This window comes from Bacteroides sp. AF20-13LB (genome assembly GCF_003603065.1).
In the GTDB taxonomy this organism is placed as follows: Bacteria; Bacteroidota; Bacteroidia; order Bacteroidales; family Bacteroidaceae; genus Bacteroides; species Bacteroides uniformis.
Map to the genome: position 1 here is coordinate 15,552 of NZ_QTMH01000013.1, position 13,120 is coordinate 28,671.

The 13,120-nt window shown below is 42.8% G+C and carries 12 protein-coding genes and 2 pseudogenes; 11 read left to right on the forward strand and 3 right to left on the reverse strand.

The features are described from left to right. Nucleotides 1-27 precede the first annotated feature (27 nt). On the forward strand, nucleotides 28-1,266 hold the full coding sequence (locus DWX62_RS16220) for a DUF5074 domain-containing protein (protein ID WP_004309907.1): 1,239 nt from the start codon (nucleotides 28-30) through the stop codon (nucleotides 1,264-1,266). A gap of 92 nt (nucleotides 1,267-1,358) precedes the next feature. Here the strand turns inward: DWX62_RS16220 and DWX62_RS16225 are convergent. Continuing rightward, nucleotides 1,359-1,658, reverse strand: a pseudogene (locus DWX62_RS16225) (IS3 family transposase); the annotation flags it as partial. Nucleotides 1,659-2,521: 863 nt separating this feature from the next. Here DWX62_RS16225 and DWX62_RS16235 point away from each other — a divergent pair. Next, nucleotides 2,522-3,361, forward strand: a complete 840-nt coding sequence (locus DWX62_RS16235) for a hypothetical protein (protein WP_004309905.1) — start codon at nucleotides 2,522-2,524, stop codon at nucleotides 3,359-3,361. 303 nt (nucleotides 3,362-3,664) lie between these two features. On the opposite strand, the gene DWX62_RS22040 is transcribed toward DWX62_RS16235, so the two are convergent. Then, entirely contained in the window at nucleotides 3,665-3,820 is a 156-nt protein-coding gene (locus DWX62_RS22040; RefSeq protein WP_004309904.1) for a hypothetical protein, read from the reverse strand. A 1,546-nt stretch (nucleotides 3,821-5,366) separates the two neighbouring features. Beyond that, nucleotides 5,367-5,906: a phosphodiesterase gene (gene yfcE / locus DWX62_RS16250; RefSeq protein WP_175353462.1), complete on the reverse strand. Its 540-nt coding sequence runs from the start codon at nucleotides 5,904-5,906 to the stop codon at nucleotides 5,367-5,369. Nucleotides 5,907-6,190: 284 nt separating this feature from the next. On the opposite strand from yfcE, the gene DWX62_RS16255 reads away from it, so the two are divergent. From DWX62_RS16255 to DWX62_RS16295, 9 genes and pseudogenes are all read left to right on the forward strand, one after another. Beyond that, entirely contained in the window at nucleotides 6,191-7,126 is a 936-nt protein-coding gene (locus DWX62_RS16255; protein WP_008643627.1) for an amidoligase family protein, read from the forward strand. Further along, on the forward strand, nucleotides 7,123-7,350 hold the full coding sequence (locus DWX62_RS16260) for a hypothetical protein (protein ID WP_008643628.1): 228 nt from the start codon (nucleotides 7,123-7,125) through the stop codon (nucleotides 7,348-7,350). The genes DWX62_RS16255 and DWX62_RS16260 overlap by 4 nt, the downstream gene beginning before the upstream one ends. A gap of 250 nt (nucleotides 7,351-7,600) precedes the next feature. Beyond that, on the forward strand, nucleotides 7,601-8,380 hold the full coding sequence (locus DWX62_RS16265) for a division plane positioning ATPase MipZ (RefSeq protein WP_032846780.1): 780 nt from the start codon (nucleotides 7,601-7,603) through the stop codon (nucleotides 8,378-8,380). Nucleotides 8,381-8,391: 11 nt separating this feature from the next. Then, nucleotides 8,392-8,805 carry a DUF3408 domain-containing protein gene (locus tag DWX62_RS16270; protein ID WP_008643638.1) on the forward strand — a complete coding sequence of 138 codons (414 nt, stop codon included), beginning with the start codon at nucleotides 8,392-8,394 and terminating at the stop codon, nucleotides 8,803-8,805. 4 nt (nucleotides 8,806-8,809) lie between these two features. Further along, nucleotides 8,810-9,562 (forward strand): hypothetical protein, encoded by a 753-nt coding sequence (locus DWX62_RS16275; RefSeq protein ID WP_008643639.1) that lies wholly within the window; start codon nucleotides 8,810-8,812, stop codon nucleotides 9,560-9,562. A 452-nt stretch (nucleotides 9,563-10,014) separates the two neighbouring features. Further along, nucleotides 10,015-10,281, forward strand: coding sequence for a DUF4134 domain-containing protein (locus tag DWX62_RS16280; RefSeq protein ID WP_085931613.1), 267 nt, complete (start codon nucleotides 10,015-10,017; stop codon nucleotides 10,279-10,281). An 11-nt stretch (nucleotides 10,282-10,292) separates the two neighbouring features. Then, the gene (locus DWX62_RS16285) at nucleotides 10,293-10,643 is read left to right on the forward strand and encodes a DUF4133 domain-containing protein (RefSeq protein WP_008643641.1); all 351 of its coding nucleotides are present in this window, start codon (nucleotides 10,293-10,295) and stop codon (nucleotides 10,641-10,643) included. Next, nucleotides 10,606-10,776 carry a DUF3875 domain-containing protein gene (locus tag DWX62_RS22545; RefSeq protein WP_005680104.1) on the forward strand — a complete coding sequence of 57 codons (171 nt, stop codon included), beginning with the start codon at nucleotides 10,606-10,608 and terminating at the stop codon, nucleotides 10,774-10,776. The genes DWX62_RS16285 and DWX62_RS22545 overlap by 38 nt, the downstream gene beginning before the upstream one ends. A 15-nt stretch (nucleotides 10,777-10,791) precedes the next feature. After that, nucleotides 10,792-12,702, forward strand: a pseudogene (locus DWX62_RS16295) (TraG family conjugative transposon ATPase); the annotation flags it as partial. Between the last annotated feature and the right edge of the window lie 418 nt (nucleotides 12,703-13,120).

Genomic DNA, 13,120 nt, shown 5'->3' on the forward strand with positions numbered 1-13,120 from the left:
ATTAACAATCATTAAACAAAAAAAGAAATGAAAAAGAATGTATTTTTTGTAGCAGCGATATTCGCTGCATTGTGCCTTAACTCATGTGACAAGAATGATCCGGACAATCCTATTGCAGGAGGTTCGGGAAAGATTCTCCTAACAACAGCCCTACCCAATGCAACAGGTATGGATGGAACGGTTTATATGCAACTCATTGATGAGCCTGTATTAGGCAAGACGATGGCTACCAATAACAACAATGGTATAAATGTTCCCTTTGGCAGTTCTTATCCTATGATAATAGGTCAGGAAGTCTATGTCTTCCCAAGCTATCATTTGACAATGGACAAAAACGAACTGATTAAATACCGTCGCACGAATGGAATTTTACAAAGAGAGGGAAGCTTGCAATTGCCTGCCAATAACAGTGCCAACAATCTTGTCAAACTATCTTCCACAAAAGCCTATCTATCGCTTGCCGGACTAGGACTGATTTACATATTTAATCCCGAAACGATGCAGAAGACAGGAGAGATCAACCTGACCTCTTTGGGTATTCAAGATAATAATCCGGACATCGGAATCATGATTGAGCGTGACGGATATGTGTTTGCTGGTCTAAGCCAGATGGTGGGAGGTTGGACAAGCCCTGAGAATTACAAACAAGCAGATGTAGCCGTCATTGACACCAAGACGGACAAGTTGGTCAAGATGATTTCAGAGAAAACCAGTGGTTTTTCTCAAGCCACACGTCCGATCGACCCCAAGTCTTTATTCATGGATGAAAAAGGCGATATATACATTTCTTGTCTCGGGAACTTCGGAATGGTGGCAGGTCATAAGGCCGGCATACTTCGGATTAAGAAAGGAGAAACAGACTTTGATCCAACATACCATTGGACGATAACCGGAGCTTCTATCGAAGGAGAAGAGAAAGTAGCTGGTTTTGCCGCTTCAATTTGTTATGCAGCCAATGGCAAAGCCTACGGATACATTGATATTCCCGGTTATTACAAACCAGGAGAAACGGGACATGGCGCTATAGCGAGCCGAGCTGTAGTCTTTGATTTATACAATCAGAAGATGAAGAAAATAGAAGGATTGGATTTGTCCAATGGCTATGGCGTGTTAGTGTCTAAATATAAAGACGGTTTGGCAATCGCCAATGCTTCAACGACAACAAAAGGCATCTATTATCTCAATCCTCAGACAGATAAGATTAATCCTATTCCTATGATAACCACCATAGGAAATCCCATGGCTATAGAGTGGTTCGGCAACTAAACTTATAACGCGAGTTCGGGATAGCCTCCTTCCAAAAATAAAGAGGGTGTCCGACTGATGAAGTGACCCCAAAAATTTGGACTGGTTAAACACTATCCAGTTATAGAAAGAGTTCGGTATTGTACTGGACTCTTTCCTTTTAACCGGGACTTAATTCTTTTATTATTATAATAATCTATATATCCTTCCAAAGCCTTTGTGAAGTCTTCCGGAGACTCGAACTTTTCAGCGTATAGAAGTTCAGATTTCATAATTCTGAAAAAATTCTCCATCATAGAGTTGTCCAGACAGTTTCCCTTTCTCGACATACTTTGAATTATATGATGCTCTTCAAGCCTTTTCCGATATCCGAAGTGTTGGTATTGCTAACCTTGATCAGAATGAAGTACGAGTCCGTCAAGGTTATCACACTTATCAAATGCTTTATCGAGCATGTCATATACTTGTTCAAGATGAAGTGCACCCTCTTACATTTTATTTTTTTAGGAATATCCCCAAATAACTTGATGTCTGCTTTAACGATAGAACCTGTTAGGTGTTTGCAGCGGACATCACCATAACCCATTGCCATTACCACTACTTCTTGCAGTTGTTGTGAGCCCTCTCTTAAGTTGATGAAAAACTTCCGCTAATTGTTTACCGGAACTTCTTGTGTTTGATAACCAATGAATGAAATGACCAAGGTTTCTTCGGAAGATACATTGGCTAATGCAGTCGGTGATACAACCGTTGCTTGTACCTTTTACGAAGACTGACGCACCGGTAACCAGACCGAAATCATCATTCACGGTACCGGAAATGCTTAGCTAGAAATAGCTTGTGAGCTGATTCTATTTTAAAATATAAATGTTAGTTTTATGTTAGATAATTCCGGATACTTTAATCTTAAGAATTTGATTATAATACATATATAAATTTATTTGTTAGATTTAAAGTTTTTTTTTATAACTGTAAAATACAGATTTAGCCTTATATTTACAATATGATATTATTGATTTTATCTAGTAAAAAAGCTTTTGCATTATAAGGACATTCAATTCTTCTTCCAGAATTGTAGTATATGTTTTATAATCATACCAATAAGATAAAAAAGATAATGGTCAAAATAAAGCTCTCAAAACAAAATACTTGTTGTTCAATTATCTTATAATAGTAAAAATGAATTTGTTGATTCCGCAAAAGAGTTTGTATCAGATGTTGAGGTTTCAACAATATTAAATATTACTTTTATTTATAGTAACTAATTTGCATTAATATGAGAAAGGTATTTATTCTTTTGTTTATTTCTTTAGCATTGTTATCCTGTCAAAAAGAGGAAAACAATAGAAAAACAGAGTATCAAGTATTAACAAGTAAGGACGCATCCAAACCGTTTAGCTGTCTTGGAGAGAAACGTATTATTACGATTACGATTATAAAAAAAACATTAATAGATGATGTTTTAAGTTCAGAGGTTCCGATTATTCCCAGGGATGTTTCGGTAGAATTTGATAAAACTCTTTTTTCTGATATAGAAACAAAAGTGGAGGGCGATCAGGTAGTATTAAATATAACCTCAAATATTAATAAAGAAGATAAAATTTTGAATGCTGATTTACAGATTTCTTACTCTACTATTAATGGCATAAAAGTAGAAAAAATTCCACTAATTATAGATAAAGGAAAGTTGACATTTGTGTATAAAATCCATTCGGAACAGAATCCTTTTATTCTACCAGCTGAAGGTGGTAGATTTGAGTCACCTTTTACTTGTAAAAAACAGACATATTTGAATGGCCAGTTTATAGAGGAAACTTATTCATCATTAAACGGATTGAGATTTAAAACGATAAGTAGTGGTAATGTCTGGTTCCTTACAGTCAGAAAAGACGGAGAAAAAATTGGTTTTTACAAATTTTCTTTTGTGGGAGAAGGACCATATAACCAAAAAACAGATCCAGAGTGCTATTTTAACATATATACCCATGATGCAGATTTAATTACAGATAATCCTACAGAAATATTCAGACAAGATTTTATACAACCCCAGACCCCGGGTGAGGATTATTATAAACCTTCCCGGTCCTCTTATAAACATGGCACTTTTGACTTTTAACGTATTCAGTATTAACCTTAATTATATTAATTATAAAACAGTATACACGTTTGTTGATTTTGACAATTATGTTTTTAACTTCATATTTCGATGACAGAGAAGTAATGAAACAAGAATCTTCGCCACCATCTTTAGTAAAAAAAACTCGGCTTATCGTAACTAGTGTATATTCACTACTTTCTATATACTAATGCACTTCTTAATGTAGGTTATGTAGTAATTCATTATTTGAAAGCTGATAAAATATTTTTTTTTGAATATTTTATCAGCTTTGTATATTGCATAATATGATATAAATGAGATTTATTTTTGCTGCCTCTTGGCACGCAGCATTTCTGCCGCCTTCATTTCCGTCCAACGCTCGAAGTCCTCCACCTCTTTCCTTATTTTCCGTATCAGTTTCCTGTCCCTGTTCCACTCGAAGCAGTTCTCCAGTATGTCAAGCACCTTAGCGTCCATTCCCCCGTCACAGACAGCTTCCCCAACAAAACCCGTTAAATCATTGTGTTAATATATATTTCATGTATCTTTGCGGCATAGATATCTGTTGTGAAACAGGAATCTGCTTATATTATTCTTGCTTGTGACAAGCCGGAATCTTATAACTTAGTACAAAATAAAAAAATAAAAGAGGAGAGCTTCCGTTCTATGGAGCTCCTCTCACTTTTTATCTCTAGTGCCCGACTGCCTTTTATCTTTCTACTTTCCCAAAAGGAGTATCCTTCCCGCCAGCATACAGCACAGCGAAAACAGTATAGCCACTAAATTCTTCTCATTTGTGCAACCCCTTCTGTATTCATCTTCCAACCTTGTATATCGCTACCGAGATAGAAAATGGACAGATGCACAGCTGGTACGTCAATTATCAATACCAATATATACCAGTTCATACGTTCTCCCCAATAAAAAGATCCCCTAATTTATTTCTAGTTCACAGTCCAAATTTATACTTTCCTGTAAAATACAGGATATAGTCAAGTCTTCAAAGTTTTTCCCCTAAAGACACAGAAATATTACAAAAATCAATTATCACATTATATCTTATTTCTGATGATACAAAAGGAGATGGCAATCTATTTTTTAATTCTTTAGATGACATAAAGAATGCCTTTAAAATTAATTATTCAGAATCTAATTTGGGACTTCCTATTTTTTGTAAGGGATATTACAAAAAACAATTCCGTTTTTACTTTAACTATAAGTTCTGGTAGGGACCATCCAAACATGTTACCAGACCAACAAGACCAAGGGGAAGAGTTTAGAAGGATGTATTACAGCTACTAAAGATGATAAATGCCAAAACCAAATTCATTGCAATTGGAATTGGGGTAACAGTTATTTTTTATTTTTAGTTCAATCAAGCCGGGAAGAATGATTAATAATAAAAGAATCAAGTCTTTAAAGGAAGATATCAATAAATAACTCTTGCAACATGCAGTTTCTTTCTGGCTGAATTTGCGACTCTGGAGCTATATTCTGAGGAACGGTTTGGCGGTGGAATATGCCGTTAAACCGTCCGGTTTTCGTTAAACGAAAACACAACTTGCTGTCCCCTCTACGGGGACAACGTTTTTAAGTAGAACTGTAGATTGCCCCGACTGGTGCCTCCCTCCCGATGGCAACCTCTTCCGATTTCGGTCTGCTTCTTCAGGAAAGTTGGCGTTTTTTACCAATATTCCGGAGGCGGAATAGGCTGTGCTTCCTGTAATAGTAGAGCATTCTACGATTATCCGACACATCAGATAGCTTCTTTTTCGTGATAATTGAATATTCAGAGAACTGAATATTTTGATAATCGGATAATCCGAATACTATTATATCTGTAGTCTCTTGGAATGTTACACAGTGACAACTGGATAATTGGCGTTTTGGATATTGGGATAATTGGGTATTTGAATATTGCTATATTCTGATATTTGGATATTCAGATAATGGGTAAACAATTATAAAAAACTACATTTATAAAAAGCTACAATTATAAAAGGCTATTATTATACATTCCCCATCAGAGAGAAAGTTCCTTGAGCCTGCTGCCGTCCAGCCGATGAACGGATACCGTACCGTCACAGTAAATAGCGAATGTAGGCATGTTCCCATCCTTCGGGAAAGTGATGGAGCCGGTATTGCAGACCACTGTATGCTCTTTCCGTTCAAGTTTCCACCGGTGGGTGTGACCATAAAAAAGACAATCGAACCTTCCCTTCGGCAGTCTGTCCTCATTGTAGATATGTCCGTGGGTGAGAAAGAAACGTTTTCCATTATCCACCAACAGGGTGTAATCGGACAGGATGGGAAAGTCCAGCAGCATCTGGTCCACCTCCGAATCACAGTTTCCACGGATGGCGACAATCTCACCGGCCATCGCATTGAGACGTTCTGCGATCCCTTTCGGGTCAAGTCCTTGAGGTATCCCGTTCCGGGGACCATAATTCAGGATATCTCCCAAAATACAAAGCATTCCGCATTGTTGCTCCCGATAAAATGCCAGCACTTGTTCCAGTGCCGGTAACGAGCCATGTATGTCGGACACAATCAGGTATTTCATCATAATCTATTCGTTATCGGTTAAGTTTTCGCAGCACAAAAATAAGCATAATTATCTAATCTCCCTAACCGGGGAAACGATGAGAAAAAAGACAGGTTCCCTGAACTGTAGATTGCTGTATTGCTGTCCTTGTAGATTGCTGCAATGTTATAATCGGATACATAAAATAAGGGTATTTAGCCTTAGCTAAACTAAGCTAACAGTCTGACAATAAGGATTCTAATACTATGATATGTGGGTTTATTATGCTACCTTAGTGGTATAATAATAAAGGATAAAAAGCTATGAACGAACAAGTTAGAAATATCTTAGAACAGAGTACCACCAAGACGAGCAAGATTGAGCAGCTGCTCCGTCTGGGCCTGACGCGCAGGGAAATTGCCGATTTGGTGACACGCGGCAACTATGGTTTTGTATATAATGTTGAGAAGAAAATGCTTGAAAGAGAAGGTGGAGTCTTGCTGAACAGGGCAGCAACCACCCTGATGGATTACACCTTCACCCACAAGTTCGGTATTGAGATTGAAGCCTATAACTGTAATATGGAAAGACTGGCACGCGAATTGAGGGAGGCCGGCATCCATGTTGCCGTTGAGGGTTATAATCACACGACCAGGGATCATTGGAAGCTGGTGACGGACAGCAGCCTGCAGGGAAATAATACTTTCGAGCTGGTCAGCCCGATACTGGTGGGTGAGAATGGCCTGAAAGAGCTGGAAACGGTATGCTGGGTGCTTGACATCTGTAATGCAAAAGTGAATGACAGTTGCGGGTTCCATGTCCATATGGATGCGGCTAGTTTCAATCTGGACACCTGGAAGAATCTGGCTTTGACCTACAAGCATCTCGAACACCTGATTGATGCCTTTATGCCAAGGACACGCCGGAACAATACCTACTGCAAAACCCTCTCCGGTGTTTCCGACGAGAGAATCAAATCGGTAAGGACGATAGACGGCCTGCGGGAGGTCTTTAATAATGACCGGTACCACAAGGTCAATTTTGAGGCTTATTCCAGGCACCGGACCGTTGAGTTCCGCCAGCATTCCGGTACGACTAATTTCACAAAGATGGAGAATTGGATCCGGTTCTTGAACGGATTGATTACCTTTGCGAAAAGATCCAGCCTTCCCAGCCGGATGACACTGGAGGGGTTACCCTTCCTGGACGGGAAACAGAAATTATTTTTTAAACTTAGAACTAAAAAGTTAGCGGTATGATACAGACTTATCATTTGCTGGATGGCGGTCAGATAACCGCCTCCAGCCCGGAAGAGTTCGTCCGGCTGCTCCGTGAGGGGAGCCGGTTCGACTATGATTGCACGGATCAGGAGTATATGGAGAACTTTGCCCGGCGTTACGGGGAGCTGCATGGCGTGTCAGTTGCCACCGATACCCCTGAACATTTCCTGACGGACTTGCAAGCCGCCGGTTATGTCCGGTAACCGGTATCGCTCCTTTATTATTAGTCCCTGCTTCAAAGATGAGGCAGGGATTTTTCTTTTTTCATTGCAACCTTTCCTGTCTGCCTGACGGCATTTCCTCCTGTCAATTCCTGACTATCCATGACTATCCGTGACAGGGTATTTCATCTTTTCCCGGCATTCCTTTCTTTTGCAGTGTAGAACGATATACAATTATAAGCATTACAGTTTTACAGCATTATATTTTTATCTGATTATATAAAGAAAGCGTATGAAAAAAGAACCGTTATTAATTGCCTTTGCCAGCCAGAAAGGAGGAGTCGGAAAGTCTGCCTTCACAGTTCTGGTGGCCAGTATCCTTCACTACCAGAAAGGTCTGAAGGTGGGTGTCGTGGATTGCGACTCCCCCCAGCACAGCATCTCCCGGATGCGTGACCGGGACATAGAAAGCGTGCAGGAAAGTGATTTTCTCAAAGTGGCCCTCTACCGGCAGCATGAACAAATCCGGAAACGTTCCTATCCGGTAATCAAAAGCAATCCGGAGAAAGCTATAGAAGACCTGTACCGCTACATCGAAGAGCAGGATGCCGTCTTTGATGTCGTACTGTTCGACCTTCCGGGAACCCTCCGCAGCGAAGGGGTTGTCCATACCATTTCCGCAATAGATTACATTTTCATCCCCCTAAAGGCAGATAATGTCGTCATGCAGAGTTCCCTCCAGTTTGCCGAGGTGGTGGAGGAAGAACTGATTGCCAGGCACAACTGTAACCTGAAAGGCATCTATCTTTTCTGGAACATGGTCGACAAGCGTGAACGGACAGAAAGCTACGAGTCCTGGAACCGCGTCATACAAAAAGCGGAGTTACGCCTGCTGGAGTCACGGATACCGGATACCAAACGCTATAACAAGGAGCTGAGCTCCCTGAAGAACAGTATCTTCCGTTCCACACTGTTCCCTCCCGACAACCGCCAGATAAAAGGTTCGGGCCTCTGTGAACTGATAGATGAGTTATGTGCCGTAACACATCTGGATACCACCCATACCTTATAATAAGGGGAATTATGGACAGCGGAAAAAAGAGATTTGACCCCCGGAGCATTGACGAGAAGGCCATATTGGATATTGTCGCCAGGAAAGGGACGATACGACCGGACTCCCCTGCAACGAGTGCATCCCCGAAGCCGGAGGATACGGTAGAGGAGATTGCCGGGAGTAGCGAAGCTCCGGTCTTTACCACCGGGGAAATCGACGCTTACAGGGCGTCCTTCCTGAATACGGTCAGAACCAAATCCCGTAAATCATTGCATATCGATGCCGGCCTGCATCGCCGCATCTCGTCCCTGGTATGGGCGGTAGGACGTGGCGAAGTGACCGTAGCCGGTTTTGTAAACCAGGTGCTGGCACATCATTTCGAAGAGAACGGCGGATTGATAAATGCCGTGCTGGAGAAGTATTACCAATCACTAAAATCATAAGGACATGGAATACCTTTTTATTATCCTGTTCATTTATGCCTCTTACCTGAGTATTGAAAAGTATGTGCATACAGGCAGCATTTTCACATGGAGAGGCAGAAAGGACAGGAAGGAACGTCGGGCTACGCCTGTCACCATCCATCCGGCAGCTTCCTCATCCGAGACGGAAATAATAGGCAAAAGCCGATACCAAATACGACAATCACTGACAATAGATGACAATAGCGGACAGCCTGAATCAGGCATAGAAAAGAGTGATACCTTTACTCCCGAAAAGAAAACAGAGCCGGTTCTCCGAGTGCGCGAACCCCTTGATAAGAATACGAAATTCCCGGAAGTCCCGGCTCCTTTTCAAAAACTGAATTATCCTGAAATTGATTATATGCGGGAGGCCTCTCCTTCTTCCGGTGAAGAAAAAGAGGAGATTCCCGAACGCTACGAGATTACAGGATACGTACAGCGGAGCAATCCCCACCGGGCAACCGGTGTCACCTTTGACGATATGGATATGATTGAGAAAGCAATGGCATCGGACGAACTTACGGAAGCGGAACAGGAACAGGCCCGGCAGACTTTCCAAAAGCTGGAAGGCACGAACATGGAAAGGGTACTGCAGGCGAGCGTCCTGGGAAGCAGCGATAAACTGAAACGCTATATGCGCTTGTATGTGGACCGGGGCGAGCCCCATTTATTGACAGGAAAGAATAGGGACGACATTCTCCGGGAATTTGATATTAGGGAGCATGTGCCCGAATAAATAGAACAAGTAAGGAATATGAGACAGTATTATGATTCCGGTTGATCCGGGTGCAGCGAGTTTTAAAACAGAATGTATAACCTAAAAAGACGAAAAAGCATGAAAGATTTCTTTGACTCCGGTTGATCCGGGCAGGACGGGTTCTTGAGACGTAGTGTATAACCTGTTAGAAAAGAAGATATAGAGATATGAGAGGCTTCTATGATTCCGGTTGATCCTTTCCCTTTACCGGAGCGAACATTAAAAGAGTGATTAACCCCTTAAAAACGGAGGTACCTATGATTGGTTACTATGACTCAGGTTGATTCTAAAAAGACATCGTGGTTGCAAGAGACAAATCCGCAGGAGGGCAACTTCCTGCGGATTGTTTGAAACAAGATTTTTATTCACACTAAAAAATTAGATTGCATATGAAAAGACATTTTAAAAAGACGGTTGCGCTTATCGCATGAATAGCTGTTTCCACCTTGGGTGCCTATGCCGAAGGGGACGGAAGTGCCGGTATAACAAAGGCTACATCCATGCTTACCGGTTATTTTGACCCCGCCACCAAGTTGATATATGCGGCAGGGGCTATTGTGGGGCTGATAGGTGCCATTAAGGTATATTCGAAGTTCAGCAGCGGCGACCCCGACACAGGTAAAACCGCCGGGAGCTGGTTTGGAGCCTGCGTCTTCCTCATCGTCGCGGCGACAGTCCTTCGTTCCTTCTTCCTGTAATATAGCAGACTATGGAATACAATATCAACAAGGGAATCGGCCGCAACGTGGAATTCAACGGCTTGCAGGCACAATACCTGTACTTCTTTGTCGGGGGCTTGCTGGCCATTTTCCTGCTGTTCGTCATCTTCTATATGATAGGTATTGACCGGTGGTTCTGTATCGGTTTCGGTGTCCTCTCCGCTTTCTCTCTGATCTTCGGGGTGTTCTACCTGAACAAGAAGTATGGTCCCAACGGCCTGATGAAGCTGGCCGCAGTCAAGTACCACCCGTCCTATATCATCAATCGCAAACGTATATCTTCCTTATTTAAAAAACGCATTCATGAGAAATATATTAAAAGCCGCAACGCTGGAAAGTAAGTTTCCGATCCTGTCCGTGGAGGAAGGGTGCATTCTCTCCAAAGACGCGGACGTGACCATCGGCTTCAAGGTCTTTCTGCCGGAGCTGTTCACGGTCACTTCCGCAGATTATGTATCCATGCACGGCACATGAACAAAGGCAGTCAAGGTACTGCCGAACTATACGATAGTACACCGCCAGGACTGGTTCCTGAAAGAGAATTACAGGGCCGACACGCATAAAGACGGGATGAGCTTTCTGGATCGTTCTTTCGAGCTGCATTTCAATGAACGGCCTTATTTAAATCATTTTTCTTACCTGTTCATCACTAAGACGACTAGGGAGCGCAGCCGTAGCCGGAGCAATTTCTCCATCCTCTGCCGGGGGAATATCATTCCGAAGGAAGTCCGGGACAAGGATGCGGTCAGCCGCTTTCTGGAGAGTGTCGACCAGTTCGAGCGCATCCTGAATGACTCGGTCTTTATCCGTCTGGAACGGTTGACCACCGATGAGATTGTCGGCACACCGCAACAGGCCGGACTGATCGAGAAATATTTTTCTCTTTCACAACAGGACACGACCACACTGAAGGATATACAGATGAGCGCGTCCAAGATGCGCATCGGGGACAATACGCTCTGCGTGCATACGCTTTCCGACGTGGATGATCTTCCCGGCAGTGTCCAGACGGATACCCGCTATGAGAAATACTCCACCGACCGCAGTGACTGCCGTCTGAGTTTTGCCGCTCCTGTGGGGCTGATGCTCTCCTGTGACCATATCTATAACCAGTTCCTGTTCATTGATGATTCGGCAGAAATCCTGCAACGCTTTGAGAAGACGGCACGTAACATGCACTCGCTTTCCAAGTACAGCCGTGCCAACCAGCTCAACAAGCAGTGGATTGACGCGTATCTGGACGAGGCGCATTCTTTCGGGCTGACCGCCATCCGTTGCCATTGCAATGTCATGGCATGGTCGGACAACCGGGAGAAGCTCAAGGTGATAAAGAACGATACCGGTTCCGCCCTGGCCCTGATGGGATGCAAGCCCCGTTACAATACCATTGACGCGCCTGCCTTGTATTGGGCGGGCATTCCCGGCGGTGAGGGGGATTTCCCTTCGGAGGAGTCCTTTTTTACTTTCATCGAACAGGGAGTCTGCTTTTTCACGGAAGAGACGAACTATGCGGATTCCCTGTCGCCCTTCGGTATCAAAATGGCAGACCGGACAAACGGGAAGCCCCTGCATCTGGATATTTCGGACGAGCCGATGCGTCGCGGTATTACAACCAACCGTAACAAGCTGGTCATCGGGCCATCCGGTTCGGGCAAGTCGTTTTTTATGAACCATCTCGTCAGGCAATATTGGGAACAGGGCACCCACATTATATTGATCGATATAGGTAACAGTTACAAGGGCTTATGCGACCTGATCCATCAGCGTACAAACGGTGAGGACGGTGTGTATTATACCTATAGTGAAAAACGCCCGATAGCTTTTAATCCATTCTTTACCGAGGATAAGGTCTTTGACCTGGAGAAGAAAGAGTCCATTAAAACACTGATCATGTCACTCTGGAAAAGGGATACGGAAGTCATTACCCGTGCCGAGGAAGTAGCCCTTTCAATGGCGGTTAACCTGTTCCTTGAAAAGATAAAGGAGGACAATGAACTGGTTCCTTCTTTTAATACTTTCTACGAGTTCGTACAGGGAGAGTTCCGTGGAATACTGGAGGAGAAGCATTACCGCGAGAAGGATTTCGATCTCACTAACTTTCTGAATGTATTGGCTCCATACTACCGTGGTGGAGAATATGATTATCTGCTGAATTCGGATGAGCAGCTCGACCTGTTGAACAAGCGTTTTGTGGTATTTGAAATTGACGAAATTAAGGAGCACAAAATCCTTTTCCCGGTCGTGACTGTCATCATCATGGAGGCGTTTATTAACAAAATGAGACGTTTGCATGGGGTTCGGAAGATGATAGTTGTGGAAGAAGCTTGGAAGGCTATCGCACGGGAAGGCATGGCCGATTATATAAAGTTTTTGTGTGCGCCCGTAAAGGTTGCATCGTAAATATCTCTTTGGCAAGAGATTAGGAAAGTGTTCTTTGAAAATGACCTATCATCAGCCGACTTATCTGTTTCGGGAAAACTTAACCGAGCAGGGAGTGTAGCATGTCGGAAAAGTCATAAGTCAGTTAGTTACCAAACTGCGACTGAATGGCGAGATGAAAAGATAGATATGAGGATAAAGTCCGAATTGATTGAACGATAGTCCGAATGGTCCCCCTTGAGGCTATGGCGTAAGGTAACTATCAATCGCCATATCGTGATACTACTTCAGTGTATAGGAATGAAGGTAGCAAGAACTTATCACGACACAACCGCAGTAAGCGAGTAAAGGACGGAAGTCGTATCCGACAATCTATCATGCCAACAGTTACGATGTAATAAACGGGGATTACCTATCCCGAAGTGCCGAAAGGCTATTA